Genomic DNA, 19,356 nt, shown 5'->3' with positions numbered 1-19,356 from the left:
GTAAATTAATAGAGACGTTGATAAGTGAGTGAGCAATACTAATCTATAGACTCTATGATTATGATCGGTTATTTATGATCTGAGACCTCGTGGTCTGGTGATAACTCAGTATCGCTATCTTCTTTAATCAATACTTTTGCTAAAAATAATCCCAGTTCAAACAATAACCACATTGGAATTGCCAACATTAACATCGACACGCCATCGGGCGGTGTGACCACGGCAGCAACCGCAAAACAACCGACAATAATATAACGACGCTTATCTTCTAGGGTCTGAATGGAGACGATGCCGACTAATATCAACAGCAAGGTCACCACCGGAATCTCAAAAGTTATCCCAAAGACCATAAATAATTTTAAGGCAAAACTCAAATAACTATCAATATCAGTCATCGGTAATACGTTCTGCGGTGCGAACATGATAAAAAACTTTAATACCCCTTTGAGTACCACAAAGTAGGCAAAAGCGACCCCAGCATAAAATAAAAATATCGAAGATATTAAGACAGGAATGGCAATTTTCTTTTCTTTTTTATATAAGCCAGGAGCGACAAATGACCAAATTTGATACAAAATATAAGGCATCGCAAAGAACGCTGCAACAAATACGGTCAGGCGTATCGGTGCCATAAAGTTGGAGGTAATGTCAGTCGCAATCATAGTCGAATTAGCGGGCAGCTGTGCGACCAAGGGGTCTGATAAAAAGTTATATAAGTCGCGTGAAAAACCTACCAACACTAAAAATATTAGTAGAACTGCCACACATATTTTAATCAAATGTACTCGCAGCTCAATCAAGTGCTCAGTAATTGGCATGTCAGCAAGCGTACTTAATATATCATCAGACTTAGCACTACTGGCAGTATCTGTTTGGGTGTTTGTACTGGCCTTGGATGTATCGATTTTAGGGGTATTGGGTTCTGCGTCTGCTAATTTTTCTTGTCGACTTTTTTGTCGTTTAAATAGACCCATTAATCCACCTCCTGTTTGTGCAAAGAGGGAGGCTTATTTGGTTGATGAGTTAAGGTATTTGCTGCAATCGTATTTGCTGAAATGTCACCTGAGCGATCATCACCTGAGCGATCAACCGGCACTTTTTTATTTAAACCCGTATGCAGTAGGATATCAGCTTGATAGTTAGGGAGGTAGGGAGGTGAGGGTAGACGACGGGCTTTGTCATAGGCACCAAGACGAAACCACATATTCTCCCATGGTTTGGTAATAATGGGCTGAACGGTTGGATTGGGGTTTTTCGCCACATTTTCATTACTGACATCATTGTCATTACTGGTATCGCTGCCATCGAGTCCATCAGCTCCAGATGAGGGTGTCGCTGGCGCTTGACTGTCTCGCCCTTGAGGATAATCTCGATCTTGCTCATAGGAATAATCAAACTCTGCTGGTATAGGCTGCTTTTTCTCAGCTTGATTCTGATGAGTAGTGGTTTTAGGCGTGGCTTCTAGCTCTTTATTTTGCGAAGACTCAAACTCTTGTATACTGCCACGCATTTCTGCTATTTCACGCTTCATATCCGCTTCAGTCTGGCGAATTTTGGCAAGTTCATTTTGCATTTGTTGCCGGGTTTCAGCCAAATCAAGCTCAGCTTCTATCTCGGACTGGAGGGTGGATACTGTTCGACGAATTTTGGCATACCATTTTCCAGCCGTACGCGCTGCCTGAGGCAGTTTTTCTGGGCCTAGGACTATTAAAGCAATGACGCCAAACAAGAGTAACTCAGAAAATCCAATATCAAACATAATGGTGAAACATCGCTATTTAAACGCAGTAGTTAAGAGAGTGTACATCTTATACCTGGTGCTTATCATCAGCAGGGGCGGGACTAATATCAATGTCATCAATTTTAGTGCTATCAATATCATTATTAGCGCCATCAATATTAGGATCAGATGAGCTGTCTGGCGCGCGCGAGCTGGCATCATGGTCAAGAACATGATGTTTCTTCGCCTGCTCTGTATTCTCGTCCTTGACCGCCTCTTTAAAACCTTTTACTGCACCACCTAAATCTTTACCAGCATTTTTAAGTTTGGCAGTGCCAAATACGACAACCACCACAACCAATAAAATCAGCCAATGCGTAATGGAAAAACTACCCATAACGGTATCCTTATATTTTGGTGAAACCATTCTATGTATTAGTATGTTGAGTCTATCAGGCCAATGATAACTGTCAAATGTTAAAGTTTGATGTCAACGGTTATCGGACTAACCATTTTATAGGTAACAAAGCTTATTATAACGTGCGCGGTCGTCAAAAAGGTGAAAACAACACTAATCGCACACGGCTAGTAGTTAATCTACCACTACCGAGCAGCTTTTTCATCAATACCTGATAAGCCAAAGCGCCGTCCCAACTCAGTCAATACGGTATCTGACTCAATGTCGAACCATGCCAGTCCCACTAAAGTATGAAACCAGACATCCGCTACTTCATAGATCAGCTCATTACGCGCCGCATCATATTGCGCTTTGTCTGTTTGCTCATTACTACTGGCCAAGTCTTTGGCCGCAATGATGCTTTCGGTGGCTTCCTCACCTACTTTCTCCAATATTTTATTGAGACCGCGGGCGTATAAGCTAGCTACATAAGAGCTATCGGCATCAGCGTGCTTACGCTCAGCTAACACCTGATCAAGCTGCTGCAAAATAGATTCCGCGCGATTTTTAGCAGTGCTAGCAGTTTCGATTGCGACACTGGCCTGACTAGTAGGACTAGTAGGACTAGTATCAGCAATTTGAGGGCTCATATTAGTGGATTTATCTACGCTATGTTCATCCGAGTGATGGTCCTTTGCACTATAAATATCAGCAGGATCTTTGATGACCTTATCGACGGTCTGCCAAGTTGGCTCTGATCCTGTCACATCTAGGCGCTGATAAAAACAAGACTCGCGTCCAGTATGGCAAGCGATACCACCAACCTGGGTAACACGAAGTACGATCACATCTGCATCACAGTCCAGGCGAATGTCATGCACGTGCTGAGTATGACCTGAGCTTTCACCTTTATGCCATAGTTTAGCGCGCGAACGTGAAAAATAAACGGCAGTCTGGGTCTGCGCTGTCAACTGTAGCGCTTCGGCATTCATCCAGGCCATCATCAAAATACGTCCCGACTGCTGATCTTGTGCAATTGCAGGAATCAGTCCGTCAGCGTTAAAATTTATCGCAGTCAACCAAGCAGGTAAAGTCATAATCTATCTGTCATCTTGTGAGTAGTAAATGAATAGTGAGAGTGATAATAAGTAAGTCACAATCAAACTTGTGGCATAAAGTCTGTGTTACTAAAAGATTGGGAGCTAATTTTTAATGGCAAGGTTTAAGGTAGCATCAGACCTTAAACGGCTATAGCTCTAACGGAGCTCTAATGCGGTTTTGATGGTGGTATTAAGCGCCGTCACTTTATTCGAGCGAAAGTCGAAATTGATAAAGTGCAGTCGCGCTCTTGCCACCAAAGAGCCATCATGCATACGAGTAACTTTAATCACTATATCGCCATCGTTATCAGACAATCGCTCAACGCCCACCTCAAATAATAGCTCCTCACGCACGCGTACACGGCCATTAAAGCTGAGCTGCAAGTTATTAACGAGTAAACCTTGATAGTCAGCATCAATCTCTTTAATACTTCTAGAGTGCAAAAAACGTTGCCGTGCTTCAGTCAATAATGCAGTGAGAGATTCAAGTGTCAAATGTTGACCCGCATCGATTTCAGTGTTGCGCACGCGCATAACCGTTTCAAAGACAAACACTTCATTATCGAAAGCTAGCTCTTGGTCTGACACTATGATCTCCTACATTTTATACATAATGGCTTATATTTTATAAAGACTTATATTTTATAAAGACTTATATTTTATAAAGACTTATATTTTATAAAGACTTATATTTCATAATGACTTATATATAATGATTTGCGCCTAGCGTACAAGCGCCCGGGATGCGGGATGACAGTATCGTAATTGTCTATGACCACACAATAGCTAGCCCGCTATTTTATACCCCTACTATTTTCACATATGGTGCAGCAAGCTATGGTTTGTAAGTTTATATGCAAACTCTGTTACTACTTAAACATAGCTTAAGCTGACATACAATCTATTTAGGTGTGAGCGGTTGGATTAATTATCACCTCTAAAAGATGGCCTTAATTATACCTTATCTGCAATTTCATAAAAAAATAAATTCAATATAAGTGCTTAAATATAAGTGCTTAATGGTCAAGTGAAAGGGTTGTGTATCAAGGGCGGAACCAATAATTGGTATTGGGCTATACAATTTTACTGCTTAACAGTAGCTCATGTTAGTAAATGCTTATAGAGCATGCTAAAACTTTGCTTGGCAAAATAGTCTCACATCTGCTAAAATAGCGCCTCCCACCTCGAGGCAAATAGAGGGTTAGTTGCTATTTAAATAAAGCATACTAGCATCTGTTATTTGACGACCAGGTTCTAACAAAGATAAAGAGGCAATCACTCATGAAAGTGAAGATGAAAACCAAACGCGGTGCCGCCAAACGCTTCAAAAAAACAGCGAACGGCTTCAAGCGCAAGCAAGCATTCAAAAGCCATATTTTGACCAAGAAATCAGCTAAGCGTATTCGCCAGTTGCGCGGTCTTAAGATGGTGGACAAGTCTGACGAATCAGCAGTTCGTCGTATGTGCCCATACATCTAATTGACTATTGTCATCTACATTTTATTTGACTTTGCAATCTGACAACTTTGTTTGTCGCTTAATACTGATTAAAAATATCTTGGAGTAAGTTATGGCCCGTGTAAAACGTGGTGTACAGGCAAATCGCCGTCACAAAAAAATCTTAAAGCGTGCAAAAGGCTACTACGGTGCCCGTTCACGTGTTTACCGTGTAGCGGTACAAGCAGTAACTAAAGCTGGTCAATATGCATATCGTGACCGTCGCAATAAAAAACGTACTTTCCGTCGTCTTTGGATTGCTCGTATTAATGCTGGTGCACGTTTAAACGGCCTAAGCTATAGCCGCTTTATTAACGGCATGAAAAAAGCCAACATCACTGTTGACCGTCGCGTACTTGCTGACATCGCCATGCATGATGCAGTTACTTTTAGCGCCTTGGTCGAAAAAGCAAAAGCGGAATTGGCATAAATATTTACCCTATTTGAGTGCTTAATTCATAATATTGTAGGTTATCCTACAAGTTAAGAGTCATTAGTATTTAAATAAGTCGGGTCAATATTAATTGATAATACTATGTTAATAAAAGCTACCGCTGGTCGGTGGCTTTTTTTATATCACTTATTCAAATCACTGATTTGCATTAATGATTTGCATTGGTACTTAATTTTCTTTATGGTCGTCTAAATATTCAAGCCATTGTTTTCAATAGTTTTTGTTTGAAAAATGATTGGATAAATGGTTTGTAATATTTGGTCACATCCTTACAACTAATAGTTTGTTTAAATCAGGAATGATGCGTCTTATGACTACCCCTGCTGTTAACGCCGATTTATCGGTGCTACCGACCTTATCCTCTGAGCTAAATGAGCTTAATGAAGAACAACTGACCCATTTTGCGAGCTCAGCTGAAAACTTGATCGCACAAGCTGCTGAAATCAGGGCGCTGCAAGAGTTACGCGTGCAACTTACGGGTAAAAAAAGCCTGTTAACCGGCTGGTCAAAACAGCTAGGCAAGCTTGATAGCGGCGATAAAAAAACTTATGGCGGCTGGTTACATCAAGTGCGTAGCCGTATTCAGCAGTCGCTTACCGAACAGCAGCAGTCGTTAGAGATTGCAGCTCTGAACGCCAAGTTGGAAGCCGAGCGTATTGACATCACCTTGCCGGCGCGCGGTAGTCAAAAAGGCCATTTGCATCCGGTGACCATGATTACCCAGCGTATGCAGCAGTTTTTTATCCAAGCTGGCTTTAATGTGGCGACTGGCCCTGAGGTTGAAAGTGACTATTACAACTTTGAAGCGCTAAACATTCCGTCGCATCATCCAGCTCGTGCCATGCATGATACTTTTTATTTTGATGCGCACTATCTATTACGTACTCACACCAGTCCAGTACAGATTCGCACCATGGAACAAACTGCGCCGCCCATTCGTATTATCTGCCCAGGCCGTGTGTATCGTAATGATTCAGACCAAACTCATTCACCGATGTTCCATCAGCTAGAAGGCTTGATGGTTACTGAGTCGAGTACCTTTGCTGAGTTAAAAGGCTTAATTAGCGAATTTTTACAGGCGTTTTTTGCCAAAGAGCTGACGGTACGTTTCCGTCCGTCATTCTTTCCGTTCACTGAACCATCGGCTGAAGTCGATATTTTAGATGATAATGGTAAATGGCTTGAGGTAATGGGCTGCGGTATGGTGCATCCACAAGTACTGATCAACTGTGGTATTGATGCGGATAAGTACACCGGCTTTGCTTTTGGGATGGGTATTGAGCGTTTTGCAATGCTATATTACGGCATTGATGATTTGCGTTTATTCTTCCAAAATGACGTGCGCTTCTTAAAACAGTTTGGCTAAACCAGTTAAGTGTTCTAAGCACACGAAGACCAGTACTGACACACAAATAGCGCCGCTGTAATGGCAGTTTTATTACATTTATTTTGATATTTTGATCCGAGATATTTATGAAAATTAGCGAACAATGGCTACGTCAATGGGTAAACCCTGCTAACACTAGTGAGCAGCTGGCCGAACAGCTAACTATGGCGGGGCTTGAGATTGATGATCGCTATGCCGTTGCACGTCCATTTAGTGGTGTGGTGGTCGGTGAGGTAATCAGTGTCGAACCGCATCCTGACGCCGATAAACTGCGCGTGACCCAGGTCAATATTGGTAGCGATCAGCCGTTACAGATTGTTTGCGGCGCGCCCAATGTTCGCGTTGGTATGAAAGCGCCGGTTGCCACTGTTGGGGCAGTATTGCCTACTAATGACAGCAGCAATGATAAAGCGGGCTTCCATATTAAAGCCAGCGAGCTACGCGGTATTGCTTCAAATGGCATGTTATGCGGCGCTTCTGAGATTGATTTGACTGATGCACTAGATGGTTTGCTCGAGCTGCCTGATGATGCGCCGATTGGTACTGATATTCGCGATTATCTAGGGCTGGACAATCAAATATTTGATATCTCTATTACCCCCAATCGCGGTGACTGTTTTAGTGTGCGTGGTATTGCTCGCGAAATATCGGTCACTAATGATTTACCTATGCAGCTGCCCATTATTTCTACTGCTGAACCAACACCTACTAATCATGCTGTCGGCGCGCCTACGGTAACAGTAAGTGCTACAGAAGCGTGCCCGCGCTATTTATTGCAGTCTATTAATAATATTGATCGCAGTATTGACAGTCCAAAATGGCTGCAAGATGCGCTGATTCAGTCAGGGCTACGCTCGCACAACTTCTTAGTTGATGTGACGAATTACATACTGATGGAACTTGGACAGCCGCTACATGCCTTCGATGCCGATACTATTGTTGGTGATATTATTGTTCGTTTAGCGCAGCCACAAGAAAGCGTGACTCTTCTTAATGAACAAACTATTAGCCTAACTGGCGATGAACTAGTAATCGCTGATGATAAAGGCGTACTGGCGCTGGCTGGTATCATGGGTGGTCAGCGTAGTAGTGTCACGAATAGCACCATTAATATTGTGTTGGAGAGTGCATTTTTTAGTCCATTGGCTATCGCCGGGCGTGCGCGTCGCTTTGGTCTACATACTGATGCTTCACAACGTTTTGAGCGTGGAGTTGACTTTGAATTACCAGCGTTGGCGCTGGCACGTGCTTGTCATTTGATTACCAGTATTACCGGCGGTCAAGCAGGGCAAGTAGCCACTGTTGAGCATCGCAATCACCTGCCTGCACGCACACCGATTATCTTGCCGATAGCCAAGGTTGCTGCTGTTATTGGTATTGATATTGAACCAGTAATAATGATACGCATTTTAACCCAGTTAGGATTTATCGTAGAACAACAAACGGATTCATTGATCTGCACGCCACCATCGTACCGCTTTGACATGAGTATCAAAGAAGATTTGATCGAAGAAATTGCTCGTATTTATGGCTATGATAATATTCCTAGCACCTTGCCGCACTTGCAAGTTAGCATGGATTATGACGATACCGCAGATTTGACTCATGAGATGAAACTAGCGCTGGTCGATACCGGTTATATGGAAGCCATCAGTTTTAGCTTTAGTGATGCTAAGTTAGAAGCATTGATCGATGATGAAGCATTAGGTGAAGTATTAGCACTTGCCAACCCGATCTCTAGTGATTTAGCAGTGATGCGCCGTACTTTATTATCTAGTTTATTACCTTGCGTACAATACAATCTTAACCGTCAGCAATCACGGGTACGATTTTTTGAGACTGGTCTTAGCTTCGTGGGTCACAGTGTTAGCGAGTTGGTGCAAACACCTAGTATGGCTTTGGTAGCGGTCGGTGATATTTGGGATGAGCAAGCCTATCAAAATCGCGCGATAGATTTTTATGATCTTAAGCACGATGTTGAACAGCTGCTACCCACACAGCTTGATAGCGCACGCATTCGCTATGAGCGTAGTGAGCTAGACTTTTTGCATCCTGGTCAAAGTGCTAAGTTTTATATCGATAATCATTACATCGGTTGGTTGGGTCAACTGCATCCCAACACGGCCAAACAGCTCGATCTACCAGCAACTTGGGTCGCGCAATTGGCGTTAGCCCCGTTACTGACCCTAGCTCGTGAGCAACACCCGATAGCAACACCAAGTAAATTTCCACAAGTGCGCCGTGATATAGCTATTTTGATAGATAGTGATATTAGCTTACAGATCTTACAGGCAACCATACGTGAGACTGCAGGTAAGCTGTTGACGAATTTATGGTTGTTCGACATCTATCAAGGCGAGAATGTGCCAACTGGTCAGCGTTCATTAGCATTTGCGCTAATATGGCAAGACAGCACACAGACCTTATCTGATGAGGTAGTAAAAGCTGCAACTGACACCGTTATTCAAGCACTGACTACACAGCATGGCGCGCAGCTTCGTGACAGTTAATATTAAGTCATACTTCAAGCTTTTGTTGCTATAGTTAAAATACCTTAAAAATGCGACGGTACTGCGGGTATAAGCTTTTTGCAGCCTCTGTCTGCGTAGGCACAGCAAGCAAGAAAAACGTATGCCAGCAGTAGGTTATGTATTGATATTACTTCTTATTGACTATATAAGACCTTACTTTAAATGAAATAATAAAGACCATGATGGCCAAAAACCAGTTAACTGCTTATTAATAAAGGATTTTGTGGAAGACTTTATTAATAAGACTGCAAAAAACCTTTATAATAGCCATGATCAGTAATTGTATCGCCGAATAATAAAACCCGCCATCACGACATAGCATAGGAGTCGTACTGTGAGCACCCTAACCAAATCTGACATGATTGAGCATTTGATGAGTCAGCTCAACTTAACTCGCCAAGAAGGGCGCTGTTTGGTGGAGAATTTTTTTGATGAATTGACAGAAAACTTAATCGATGGCAAAGAGGTAAAGCTTTCAGGTTTTGGTAATTTTGAGCTTAAAGATAAAAATACCCGCCCAGGCCGTAACCCAAAAACAGGTGAACCGGTTGCGGTCTCTGCACGTCGGGTAGTCACCTTTAAAACTGGTCAAAAATTTCGTCAAAAAGTTGACGAGCATTTATTTGATGTGTAGTTAGTAATTGCAACTATCAATAAGCCGAAACCTACTTGTTGATAAAAATTCTATGAGTGGATTTAGCTTTTAGCTTTTGACTAATACAAAACTGACGTAGAACCAATAGTTCAGTACATATTGGCTCTTAGATCTATAATAACTATCTTTTAAGAGAGGCTTAGCGTATTGACGCTAGGCCTTTTTATGTTTCAGAGTGTAGGGTCTCAAGCAACCAGTACGTCTCTAAGACAGTGCTGAGCTAAAATAGTGCTGAGCTAAAATCATGCGTTCGATTTAAAAATAAATAATAGTGATGCATTTTGATTAAACAGTGACGCTGAAATTTAGGTGTCGATTTGATGCTGAGCTTGGCAGTCCACAGCCAAAAACACGACGGCATCATGATTTACAGTTACTTGAAACCCGTGAATTAAAGCATAGAGAGTGGTCCAAATGGTCGATGAACCAGGCTTCTCTTAATGAACAGAATGCGGCAGTTTATCTCAAATACTCTACCACTGCTGATTTTAATCCGTACTTGATGAGCGCTGAATCCGCACGCGGCTTAATGACTGAGCTTAGTGTTCAACGAAGCTAGTGAGGTGAGCAATAAAGCAGGCATCAAAAAAGAGAGCATAGGCTCTCTTTTTTATTTATAGTATTAGACATCCATTATAATCTTAGCGACCATAATAGTAATAAAAATTACTGAGCTGGTTCTTCAACAACAACGTCATCAGCTGCGTCAGCGGCTTCAGTATCGCCAGCCATAGTGCCGTCAACAGGTACTTCAGCATCCATTTCAGTAGTCGCAGTAGCGGCTTGAGCATCAGCAATTTCAGCTTCAGCAGTAGCAACAGCAGCATCAGCTTCAACAGTAGGCTCGCCGTCAACAGCAGCTTCGTCTAGCTCTTGTGAAGCATCTTGCACTTCTTCTTGCGCGTCAGATAAATCTTCAGCAGCGTTTTCTTTGTTGCTGTCACAGGCAGTTAAGCCCATAGTTGCAGTCATAATACCAGCTAGTGCAAGTAATTTAAGTTTCATACTATATTCTCCGGAAATTGAAATGAGCCGTAGCAGCAACGAGGGGTTGAAACTTCGATATATCTCGAATTTCCGACTCCCTTTAGTCACAGCTACTCAGCTTTCACGCATTCTATATCTTTTTTTTTCAAAAGAAAAGAGTTACTACACTTTGGTAACAATAAAGTAGTAAACGTCGTTTCTCGAGTTTGCTTTGATATAAGTTTTAATACAATATTTTAAATCAATTTAAGTATACTTAACAAAACTGCTGCTTTTTCAGCTAGATTTATCATATTTTATATCATTTAACATGATTTGAAATCACTCGTTTCAAAAATCTTAAGTGATCTAGAATATAAATAAAGTCTAAATAAGTTCTAAATCAAGTTATTAAGATAAATAACTATTGAAATACTTAACAGCAGGTAACGTATAGCTAAGGAAGAACGCTATGAAGTGGCAAGGCAGGCGAGGTAGCTCTAACGTCCGCACAAGTAGTGGTGGTGGCAAGGTGATTGGTGGTGGTATTGGCGGTATTATTATTGCTGGTATTCTATGGTTAGTGTTTGGCGTAAATCCAATGACCGCGCTACAGACTGGTCAAGTTGTAGCGGGCGGTGGTACCAATACATCGACTGAACCTGCCAATGATGATAGCCGTGATACTCAGTTTGTTGAAGTAGTGCTTGCTGATACCGAGGCGGTTTGGCATCAAGTATTCAATGAAGGCGGTGGCACTTATCAAGAGCCCTCATTAATCTTGTTCAATGGGCAAGTCAGCTCTGCCTGTGGTAGCGCTACAGCAGCTACTGGTCCATTTTATTGCCCTGGCGATCAGACTGTGTATTTGGATACCTCGTTTTTTTCAGAGATGCGCCAAAACCTGGGTATAACTGGAGACCAACAAGGCTCAGGCGATGAAGAAAATCAGGGGAAAGCTGGCGACTTTGCTCAAGCTTATGTTATCTCACACGAGGTTGGTCATCATGTCCAGACCTTGTTAGGTATTACTCAGCAGGTTAATGAAGCCGGTCGTCAAGTCACGCGAGCGCAGGCTAATAATTTATCGGTATTGCAAGAATTACAAGCCGATTGCTTCGCGGGGGTTTGGGCGAATCGGAATCAGCAGCGTGTACAGTTCTTAGAAGCGGGTGATGTTGATGAAGCGTTAAGTGCTGCCGGTCAAATTGGTGATGATCGTCTAGCTCGCGCTAGTGGTCGCGCTGTAACGCCAGATAGCTTCACTCATGGTACCAGTCAGCAGCGCATTAATTGGTTCACGCGCGGCCTTGAGAGTGGTAATGTACAATCATGCGATACCTTTAGTTAGTGGGGCCATATAGTAGTAGTGGGGCCATATAGTAGCGGGGTCCCCTCACTGTGGGAAAATACGGTTAAAATAAATGCCAACTAAAAAAGCCTGCAATCAAGATTGCAGGCTTTTTTTCTAGTTCTATCTATATAATAACTAAAATTATAATAACTAAAATTATAATAACGACAATCGTTCAACCAAAAAAACTCAACGAATGCTAATTACTTAAATTGTTAGATAGTCATTTAATTCTGGTCAATAATGTAACCACCTGCGCCACCTAGTGCAGCACCAGCTAATGCACCACGAGCGATATCCTTGCTATCGCCTTTACTTCTGATAAGTGCACCGGCAGCAGCGCCAGCAGCAGCACCTTTAGCCGTATTACTAGCATTGCCAAATGGACTAGAGTTACAGCCACCCATGATAAGAGCTGAGCTTGTAATAGCAGTCATTGCAAGAGTTTTAGCGAATTTCATATTGTCACCTATTAGGTTGTCAAAATTAAATAAAATATTTCTATGGCTACAGGTTCTGACAAGGTCTAACCTTAGAACAAGTTCTAACAAGCCAGTTTTAAGGCAGACGAGATCAAAATTTTTGGTAATCACTTCGACTTCATTTATAAATTAATTTCTCGCATCACAATAGATTAATAGTTATAAATTAATTAAGTGGCTGGAAAGTCATATTAATCAATAAAGTAGAATCGTACTGTGTCTAATAGTAAACTATTCACTTATTATTGGTCGTAGTAGAAACGCTAATCTTTGCAAAGACCCTGTAAGAGATGTTACTTCAATATATCATTGGTTGTGGTTTTGCTTAATGTTATTGTGTTTGCATTGTTAATACGCTGACTTTTTTGTAGACATTACTAAAAGCCAAACTAAAAAAGACCGCATTAAAGCGGTCTTTTTTTACTGAATAATAGAAACTAAGTTAATTTTAGTTTTGTGACTTACGCTTCATTTGCTCAAAAAATTCATCGTTAGTCTTAGCTTCTCTGAGTCGGTCGAGTAAGAACTCAGTCGCTTGTACACCATCCATCGGTTGGAGCAGTTTACGTAAAATCCAAACTTTACGCAGTTTATCTTCATCAAGTAAACGTTCTTCTCGGCGTGTACCCGATCTTTTAATATTGATCGCTGGGAAGACACGTTTTTCAGCTAAATCACGATCTAGAGTGATTTCTTGGTTACCGGTACCTTTGAATTCTTCAAAGATAACGCTATCCATTTTACTACCAGTATCAATAAGGGCACTGGCAATAATGGTTAAGCTGCCGCCTTCCTCTACATTACGGGCAGCACCAAAAAAGCGTTTTGGGCGTTCAAGTGCATTAGAATCTAGACCACCAGTTAATACTTTACCTGATGATGGAATAACCGTGTTGTAAGCGCGAGCAAGACGAGTAATAGAATCTAGTAAGATCACTACATCTTGTTTGTGTTCTACTAGGCGTTTGGCTTTTTCGATAACCATTTCAGCCACTTGTACGTGACGCTGCGGTGGCTCATCAAAAGTTGAAGCGACTACTTCACCACGTACTGTGCGTACCATTTCGGTCACTTCTTCTGGACGCTCATCGATCAGTAAGACGATCAGATAACACTCAGGATTATTACGAGTAATGGATTGCGCGATAGTTTGTAGCAGCATTGTTTTACCGGCTTTTGGCGGTGCCACAATAATAGAGCGCTGCCCTTTACCAATGGGTGCAATCAAGTCAATGATTCGACCCGTCAAGTCCTCAGTGGTACCGTTGCCAAGCTCAAGCTTAAGATGCTCAGTGGGGAATAGTGGGGTTAAATTCTCAAAAATAAGCTTATGACGTGAGCGATCTGGGGTATCAAAGTTGATCTCGCCAACTTTTAATAGCGCAAAATAACGCTCAGAGTCTTTTGGTGGGCGAATAGTGCCAGCAATACTGTCACCAGTCTTTAAGCTAAAGCGTCGAATTTGACTTGGGCTGACATAAATATCGTCAGGACCAGCTAAATATGAGCCTTCAGATGAGCGCAAAAAGCCAAAACCGTCCGGAAGCACTTCAAGTACGCCGTCACCATAGATGGCTTCGCCGTTACGGGCATGCGTTTTTAGGATAGCAAAAACAATGTCTTGTTTACGGCTACGCGCCATATTATCAAGACCCATGTCTTTGGCAATGGCCAATAGCTCAGCGATTGTTTTCTTCTTTAATTCAGTTAGATTCATAGATAGGTCATTAGCAATTTATCGGGTGAGAATTGCCAGTAGCTGGACAACCCACGACATTGATTAATATAACGGAAGTGTAGCAATAGGGTATGTACACGGAGTTGAGTTTTGAGATAGTATTGATTTTTACGTATTAATTTATCACCGGCTGCACACATTGTGGCAGGATGACAAAAAGTGAATATAGAGAAGGTTACATAAGAGTCAAAGAAAAGAACTCAAGATCAATAACTTTATTCAGTAATTATGCTTAATGACAACAATTGTATTTTTTGTTGATAAACACTGGGAGAATAGCGACAAGGTACTTATGAAAACAGTTATGTTTCCCTTGTCAGCAGACTATACGGTTATCATGATGACATTGTCAATAATTTTCGTTAAAAAAGTCGCAAAACCTAACTTTTTGGTTAAAAATACAGCAAAGAAGCCACTATCTTAAATAGATAATGGCTTCTTTAATCATGCTAAAAAGCATTCAGTCAATTCAATACTTTAGATCTATAATATTACAAATGTTTATCAAGTACTTTTGCCAATTCAGCTTTTGGCTGTAAGCCCATCACTGAATCAACTTTTTCGCCATCTTTGAAGACAAACAATGTTGGGATATTACGAATACCAAAACGACTGGCAGCTTGTGGGTTATTATCGACATCGACTTTAACAATTTTGACCTTGCCTTGATAGTCAACGGCTAAATCTTCTAAGATAGGGGCTATCGATTTACAGGGTCCACACCATGTGGCCCAAAAATCGACTAGCACCGGCACATCAGAATGTAACACATCTTGGTCAAAGTTAGCATCGGTGGTATTAATAATAAGATCTGACATATTTTTTCTCTCTTGTTCTACCATGTCTATCGCCATCGAATGGCACGCATGTTAGTTAATAATGTTTAAACAACTATTACTCTGACAGCGAGTAATGAATGGCTAAAGAATAGTTAAGAACGGGTTAAAATGTGCCATTATATTAACATGTTTGCCAAGTCTTAACAGTGACAAGCAGGTTAAATTATTCAACAATTACTATTAGCACAATAAATCGAAACATAACGAAACAGGTAGTGTTTGGTCTGTTACCTACTGTAGTTGCTGTCATCTTAACGCGAAACTAGATTTAGTATTAACTATTACTCTCACATTTCAATCCACTAAAATAAGTAGCTATTTTTATGCCCTTTACTGATGAAGAGACAACGGCCCTCAACCTACAAGAAAGTATCTATCCACTTGAGTTTTTTCAGAGATTTGCGAAACAGGTTACCGTTTATGAGGATGATGATATTTGGGTAGTCGACAAGCCTGCAGGGCTACTTAGTGTCAAGGGCAAAACTTTAAATGTGAGTTTACTGTCACGACTTGAACGTGCAAACCCAGCGGTAAAACTGATTCATCGTCTAGATATGGATACCTCAGGGCTGTTGATCTTCGCTAAAAACGCAGCAGCACAGACCAATATCAGTAAGCAGTTCATCGAGCGCTTACCACAAAAGAAATACCAAGCAAGAGTGTTTGGAGAGTGGGAAAGTGTTGGTGCGACTGGCAAAATATCAGCACCAGTACGTTACGAGCCAGCCACTAAGCCGCGCCATATCGTCGATCCTAACTGGCAAAAGCACGCCCTGACACTATATGAGATACTCGCACATGAACAGTGCAATGGGCAAATAGTCACACGGGTAGCGCTTAAGCCCGTGACAGGTCGTAGTCATCAGCTGCGAGTACATATGGTGCACTGTGGTCATGTGATTATCGGAGACCCGATCTATGCAGAAGATACGGCACTAAATATTGCCCTACGGCTTAATCTACACGCCCAGCAGCTGCGGCTTAAACATCCAACGCTTGGTGCCTGGATGGATTGGGAAAGCCCAGTACCTTTCTAGAGCAGTTAAGTCTAGAGCAGTTAAGTCTAGAGCAGTTAAGTCTAGAGCAGTTAAGTTAGAAAGGCGAGGATAAAAATAAACAATAGTGAGGCAGAATAGGCTGACGATACAGTCGTTCTTTTGGCAGAATGTACCACCAAAACCGTTTATAGTTGTATGAGTTAAGGACAATTGAGCAATAAACAAGGACAAGATTATGGTCGATAACACCCTATCTCAGCCGCGCAGTGATAGCTATAAGCGTGCACATAAAAGTAAAGATGCCATTAATATAGATCCTAATAAAATTTCTAACAAAACTGCCAATAAGAAAGCGGCGAGCAAAGGGCTTAAAGGTTTATTGACACGCTCAAAATCACAATCCAAGACTACGGCAGATTATGAGGTACTTATCATTGGTGCCGGTATTGCCGGTATTGGTATGGCTTGCCATTTACAACAGCAATCAGGCAGAGGGCTGTTTAGACGTAGCAGCCCCAAAAAGCGTAAATCTATAAAACAAAATACAATCCAGCGATTTTTAGTATTAGAGAAACGCGCTGATTTAGGAGGCACGTGGGATTTATTTAATTATCCTGGTGTCCGCTCTGACTCTGATGCCTTGACGTTTGGCTACGGCTTCCGACCGTGGTTAAGTCATAAAATGCTAGCAAAAGGTGTCGACATTAAAAGCTATATTGCCGATACTGCCCGCGAATTTAAGGTCACAGAACACATTCGCTATCAGCATGAGATGCAGCAGCTGTCGTGGTCAAGTGCCACTCAGCAATGGACGGCGATGATCAAAAATCATAGTAATGGAGAGGTGTTGACCTTAACGGCAAACTTCGTTGTCGGCGCGACCGGTTACTATGATTATGACACAGGCTATAAACCGCATTTTGAAGGCGAAGAACAGTTCAAAGGCAATATCGTGCATCCGCAGCACTGGAAAAATGTGGCTTATGATGATAAGAAAGTTGTCGTCATTGGTAGTGGCGCGACAGCCATGACTTTATTACCCGCACTGGTCGATGAAAGTAGCGAGCAATGCGCTCGCCACGTTACCATGTTGCAACGCTCACCGACTTACGTCGCAAGTGTGCCAGGCGATGATTATGCGCTTGATTGGTTGTCCGGTAAGTTTTCGCCGTTATCAAAGCGTCAAGCTTATAGCTTGCTACGCACGCGCAATGTGATGTTCCAACAAGGCGTCTATCAGTTAGCGACTCATGCGCCAAAAGTAATGAAGGCATTTTTAAATCATGGCGTGAAAAAGAACCTCAAGGGTAGCGGTGTTGATGTCGGGCACTTTGCGCCCAGTTATAACCCGTGGGATGAACGCCTATGTGCGGTGCCGGATAGTGACTTATTTTTGGCATTGCAAGGTAAGCGGGCAGAAGTCGTCACTGACAAAATCAGTCATTTTACTGAAACGGGCATTGCACTGGTATCTGGCAAGCATATTGAGGCGGATATTATTGTTACGGCCACTGGCCTCAAATTACAGATGCTAGGCGGTGCTGCCTTGTATATTGATGGACAGCAGGTAGATGTAGGCGCCCGAATGACTTATAAGGCGGTACTGCTTGAGGGCGTGCCTAATATTGCGCTAATGTTTGGCTATACCAACGCTTCTTGGACGCTGAAAATTGATTTGGCCTGTCAATATGTAGTACGTCTACTCGATTATATGGATAAGCACAATTATAAAACAGTCTGTTCGCAGGCTCAAACTGAGCAAGAACAGGTACAGGTAAGGCCAGACACAGTACTAGGCGCATTATCAGCAGGTTATGTTAGCCGTGCAAAAGACGAGTTACCCAAACAAGGCGATCGCTATCCATGGTATGTAACCCATAACTATGTAAGCGATCGCATTATGCTGAAATACCGTAAAATCAAAGATGATTGGTTACATTTCTCTCGTTAATTGACTTTAATGAAGTCTGTCACTTGTTTACTTAAGATTTGCCATAAAGTGTCTTGTGCGCTTCTACTGCCCCACGCATTATGCGGGCTAAATATTACACGCGGATGATCTCCTAGGCTTAAAAGGGGGTCATCGTTAGTGATGGGCTCTTGCTCAAACACATCGCTGCCATAACCCAGAATCTGCTCACCATTGATAGCATCAGCAAGTGCTTTGCTATCCACAATGCCACCGCGCGCCACATTAATAAGCAGGGTTTTTTTGGCCATTTTGGCCAGCGACTCTTTATTAATAAGGTGCTTGGTATGTTCGTTTAACGGACAATGCAGGCTAATCACATCAGCACGAGCCAACACCTCATCAAAGGCCGTATAATCGTTATTACGCGGCGCGCGCCCTTGATGTTCTGCCCACAATACGGTCATGCCAAATGCTTGTGCAATTTCAGTGACTCGTTTACCAATAGTACCCACCCCAATAATACCTAAAGTCTTATCTTCTAAATCTACCAGTGGGATATCAAGCAAGCAAAAGTTGCCATTAGCCTGCCAAGTGCCATCGACGACTTTGTTATGATAATACAGACCGGCGCGCATGGCGTTGAGCATCAGCATAAAGGTATGCTCAGGCACACTTTTGACGGCATAACCAGCAACGTTATATAAGGTTACATTATGAGCCGCACAAGCGTCTTGGTCGACATTGTTCATACCGGTAGCAGTCAGTTGAATGAGCTTGAGCTTGGGTAGCTTTGCAATCACTTCAGCACTAATCTGAACCTTGTTGGTAATGACAATCTCAGCATTTTGGCAACGTTCAATGATAAGGTTAGAATCCTTGGGCGTGTCGTCATAAAGAATATAGTCGCTAACCCCAGTCGGTGCTGACAAGTCTACGCCATCAGAAAAAGTCCCTTTATCTAAAAATACCGCTTGCATATGTCTTCCTTATTTATAAGTTATTTTGAATATTCAATCTAGTCGTTATCAGCTTAATGTAGCACGTTGCCTGAGTTAGTCAAAAGCTGTTACGCAAAAAGCACTTATTAAGCGGGCTAAGACTTTGCAATCGAATCTGTAACAAGATACTCAAATTAAGGGAGAACTTGCGTTAGCGTAAAGACAGTCGGCATAATATTTCTGCCGCTAACGTACCGACCAGTAATTAGGCACTTGAAAAGTCAACTTAACGCACGCATCTAGCCGCTAACGCTATATAATGGTTCAGCTTGCTTGTTAGTCCCGTTATCTGCTGAATAAGATAATCTGCTGACATTGCTGCCCTATT

19 protein-coding genes are annotated in these 19,356 nt (G+C 42.1%); 9 read left to right on the top strand and 10 right to left on the bottom strand.

From position 1 onward, the window contains the following. Window positions 1-68: 68 nt before the first annotated feature. The 5 genes from tatC to RCH20_RS08335 form a co-directional block, all read right to left on the bottom strand. Window positions 69-818, bottom strand: a complete 750-nt coding sequence (gene tatC, locus RCH20_RS08355; RefSeq protein ID WP_442793123.1) for a twin-arginine translocase subunit TatC — start codon at window positions 816-818, stop codon at window positions 69-71. A 155-nt stretch (window positions 819-973) separates the two neighbouring features. Beyond that, the gene (gene tatB, locus RCH20_RS08350) at window positions 974-1,759 is read right to left on the bottom strand and encodes a Sec-independent protein translocase protein TatB (protein ID WP_327193263.1); all 786 of its coding nucleotides are present in this window, start codon (window positions 1,757-1,759) and stop codon (window positions 974-976) included. Between the two features lie 49 nt (window positions 1,760-1,808). Next, window positions 1,809-2,117, bottom strand: a complete 309-nt coding sequence (gene tatA / locus RCH20_RS08345; protein WP_327193262.1) for a Sec-independent protein translocase subunit TatA — start codon at window positions 2,115-2,117, stop codon at window positions 1,809-1,811. 206 nt (window positions 2,118-2,323) lie between these two features. Further along, window positions 2,324-3,214, bottom strand: coding sequence for a phosphoribosyl-AMP cyclohydrolase (gene hisI, locus RCH20_RS08340; protein ID WP_327193261.1), 891 nt, complete (start codon window positions 3,212-3,214; stop codon window positions 2,324-2,326). A 159-nt stretch (window positions 3,215-3,373) separates the two neighbouring features. Next, on the bottom strand, window positions 3,374-3,805 hold the full coding sequence (locus RCH20_RS08335; RefSeq protein WP_327193260.1) for an acyl-CoA thioesterase: 432 nt from the start codon (window positions 3,803-3,805) through the stop codon (window positions 3,374-3,376). Window positions 3,806-4,498: 693 nt separating this feature from the next. Here RCH20_RS08335 and rpmI point away from each other — a divergent pair. From rpmI to RCH20_RS08305, 6 genes are all read left to right on the top strand, one after another. Continuing rightward, window positions 4,499-4,696, top strand: coding sequence for a 50S ribosomal protein L35 (gene rpmI, locus RCH20_RS08330; protein ID WP_209956234.1), 198 nt, complete (start codon window positions 4,499-4,501; stop codon window positions 4,694-4,696). Between the two features lie 91 nt (window positions 4,697-4,787). Next, the gene (gene rplT, locus RCH20_RS08325) at window positions 4,788-5,144 is read left to right on the top strand and encodes a 50S ribosomal protein L20 (protein ID WP_209956235.1); all 357 of its coding nucleotides are present in this window, start codon (window positions 4,788-4,790) and stop codon (window positions 5,142-5,144) included. A 334-nt stretch (window positions 5,145-5,478) separates the two neighbouring features. Beyond that, window positions 5,479-6,534, top strand: coding sequence for a phenylalanine--tRNA ligase subunit alpha (pheS, locus tag RCH20_RS08320; RefSeq protein ID WP_209956236.1), 1,056 nt, complete (start codon window positions 5,479-5,481; stop codon window positions 6,532-6,534). 107 nt (window positions 6,535-6,641) lie between these two features. Next, window positions 6,642-9,065 carry a phenylalanine--tRNA ligase subunit beta gene (gene pheT / locus RCH20_RS08315; protein ID WP_327193259.1) on the top strand — a complete coding sequence of 808 codons (2,424 nt, stop codon included), beginning with the start codon at window positions 6,642-6,644 and terminating at the stop codon, window positions 9,063-9,065. A gap of 355 nt (window positions 9,066-9,420) precedes the next feature. Beyond that, window positions 9,421-9,720 carry an integration host factor subunit alpha gene (locus RCH20_RS08310; RefSeq protein ID WP_209956238.1) on the top strand — a complete coding sequence of 100 codons (300 nt, stop codon included), beginning with the start codon at window positions 9,421-9,423 and terminating at the stop codon, window positions 9,718-9,720. Between the two features lie 442 nt (window positions 9,721-10,162). Then, on the top strand, window positions 10,163-10,300 hold the full coding sequence (locus RCH20_RS08305; RefSeq protein WP_327193258.1) for a hypothetical protein: 138 nt from the start codon (window positions 10,163-10,165) through the stop codon (window positions 10,298-10,300). A gap of 107 nt (window positions 10,301-10,407) precedes the next feature. On the opposite strand, the gene RCH20_RS08300 is transcribed toward RCH20_RS08305, so the two are convergent. Continuing rightward, entirely contained in the window at window positions 10,408-10,746 is a 339-nt protein-coding gene (locus tag RCH20_RS08300; RefSeq protein ID WP_209956241.1) for a hypothetical protein, read from the bottom strand. A 433-nt stretch (window positions 10,747-11,179) separates the two neighbouring features. Here RCH20_RS08300 and ypfJ point away from each other — a divergent pair, with 433 nt between their 5' ends. Beyond that, window positions 11,180-12,058 carry a KPN_02809 family neutral zinc metallopeptidase gene (ypfJ, locus tag RCH20_RS08295; RefSeq protein ID WP_327193257.1) on the top strand — a complete coding sequence of 293 codons (879 nt, stop codon included), beginning with the start codon at window positions 11,180-11,182 and terminating at the stop codon, window positions 12,056-12,058. Between the two features lie 230 nt (window positions 12,059-12,288). Here ypfJ and RCH20_RS08290 read toward each other — a convergent pair whose 3' ends face one another. The 3 genes from RCH20_RS08290 to trxA all read right to left on the bottom strand — a co-directional run bounded on the left by RCH20_RS08290 (window position 12,289) and on the right by trxA (window position 15,099). Beyond that, window positions 12,289-12,522 carry a hypothetical protein gene (locus RCH20_RS08290; protein ID WP_327193256.1) on the bottom strand — a complete coding sequence of 78 codons (234 nt, stop codon included), beginning with the start codon at window positions 12,520-12,522 and terminating at the stop codon, window positions 12,289-12,291. 469 nt (window positions 12,523-12,991) lie between these two features. Beyond that, a complete protein-coding gene (rho, locus tag RCH20_RS08285; RefSeq protein WP_209956244.1) occupies window positions 12,992-14,260 on the bottom strand; it encodes a transcription termination factor Rho in 1,269 nt (422 codons plus the stop codon). 512 nt (window positions 14,261-14,772) lie between these two features. Beyond that, window positions 14,773-15,099 (bottom strand): thioredoxin, encoded by a 327-nt coding sequence (trxA, locus tag RCH20_RS08280; RefSeq protein ID WP_209956245.1) that lies wholly within the window; start codon window positions 15,097-15,099, stop codon window positions 14,773-14,775. Window positions 15,100-15,443: 344 nt separating this feature from the next. Between trxA and RCH20_RS08275 the strand changes: the two genes are divergently transcribed. Both RCH20_RS08275 and RCH20_RS08270 read left to right on the top strand, forming a co-directional pair. Beyond that, complete coding sequence (locus RCH20_RS08275; protein WP_327193255.1) at window positions 15,444-16,157, top strand: RluA family pseudouridine synthase; 714 nt, start codon at window positions 15,444-15,446, stop codon at window positions 16,155-16,157. 421 nt (window positions 16,158-16,578) lie between these two features. Further along, window positions 16,579-18,069 carry a flavin-containing monooxygenase gene (locus RCH20_RS08270; RefSeq protein WP_327193343.1) on the top strand — a complete coding sequence of 497 codons (1,491 nt, stop codon included), beginning with the start codon at window positions 16,579-16,581 and terminating at the stop codon, window positions 18,067-18,069. Here RCH20_RS08270 and RCH20_RS08265 read toward each other — a convergent pair. Continuing rightward, window positions 18,066-19,007: a D-2-hydroxyacid dehydrogenase gene (locus RCH20_RS08265; RefSeq protein ID WP_327193254.1), complete on the bottom strand. Its 942-nt coding sequence runs from the start codon at window positions 19,005-19,007 to the stop codon at window positions 18,066-18,068. The two genes, RCH20_RS08270 and RCH20_RS08265, sit on opposite strands and share 4 nt — an antisense overlap. Window positions 19,008-19,356: the final 349 nt, after the last annotated feature.

The organism is Psychrobacter sp. PL15 (assembly GCF_035984995.1).
Lineage (GTDB): Bacteria > Pseudomonadota > Gammaproteobacteria > Pseudomonadales > Moraxellaceae > Psychrobacter.
This window is presented reverse-complemented; position numbering and strand designations above follow the sequence as displayed.

Coding starts and splice junctions, on each gene's coding strand:
- tatC (WP_442793123.1), bottom strand. CDS start 818: ATGCCAATTACTGAGCACTTGATTGAGCTGCGAGTACATTTGATTAAA.
- tatB (WP_327193263.1), bottom strand. CDS start 1,759: ATGTTTGATATTGGATTTTCTGAGTTACTCTTGTTTGGCGTCATTGCT.
- tatA (WP_327193262.1), bottom strand. CDS start 2,117: ATGGGTAGTTTTTCCATTACGCATTGGCTGATTTTATTGGTTGTGGTG.
- hisI (WP_327193261.1), bottom strand. CDS start 3,214: ATGACTTTACCTGCTTGGTTGACTGCGATAAATTTTAACGCTGACGGA.
- rpmI (WP_209956234.1), top strand. CDS start 4,499: ATGAAAGTGAAGATGAAAACCAAACGCGGTGCCGCCAAACGCTTCAAA.
- rplT (WP_209956235.1), top strand. CDS start 4,788: ATGGCCCGTGTAAAACGTGGTGTACAGGCAAATCGCCGTCACAAAAAA.
- pheS (WP_209956236.1), top strand. CDS start 5,479: ATGACTACCCCTGCTGTTAACGCCGATTTATCGGTGCTACCGACCTTA.
- pheT (WP_327193259.1), top strand. CDS start 6,642: ATGAAAATTAGCGAACAATGGCTACGTCAATGGGTAAACCCTGCTAAC.
- RCH20_RS08305 (WP_327193258.1), top strand. CDS start 10,163: ATGAACCAGGCTTCTCTTAATGAACAGAATGCGGCAGTTTATCTCAAA.
- RCH20_RS08300 (WP_209956241.1), bottom strand. CDS start 10,746: ATGAAACTTAAATTACTTGCACTAGCTGGTATTATGACTGCAACTATG.
- ypfJ (WP_327193257.1), top strand. CDS start 11,180: ATGAAGTGGCAAGGCAGGCGAGGTAGCTCTAACGTCCGCACAAGTAGT.
- RCH20_RS08290 (WP_327193256.1), bottom strand. CDS start 12,522: ATGAAATTCGCTAAAACTCTTGCAATGACTGCTATTACAAGCTCAGCT.
- rho (WP_209956244.1), bottom strand. CDS start 14,260: ATGAATCTAACTGAATTAAAGAAGAAAACAATCGCTGAGCTATTGGCC.
- trxA (WP_209956245.1), bottom strand. CDS start 15,099: ATGTCAGATCTTATTATTAATACCACCGATGCTAACTTTGACCAAGAT.
- RCH20_RS08275 (WP_327193255.1), top strand. CDS start 15,444: ATGCCCTTTACTGATGAAGAGACAACGGCCCTCAACCTACAAGAAAGT.
- RCH20_RS08270 (WP_327193343.1), top strand. CDS start 16,579: ATGGCTTGCCATTTACAACAGCAATCAGGCAGAGGGCTGTTTAGACGT.
- RCH20_RS08265 (WP_327193254.1), bottom strand. CDS start 19,007: ATGCAAGCGGTATTTTTAGATAAAGGGACTTTTTCTGATGGCGTAGAC.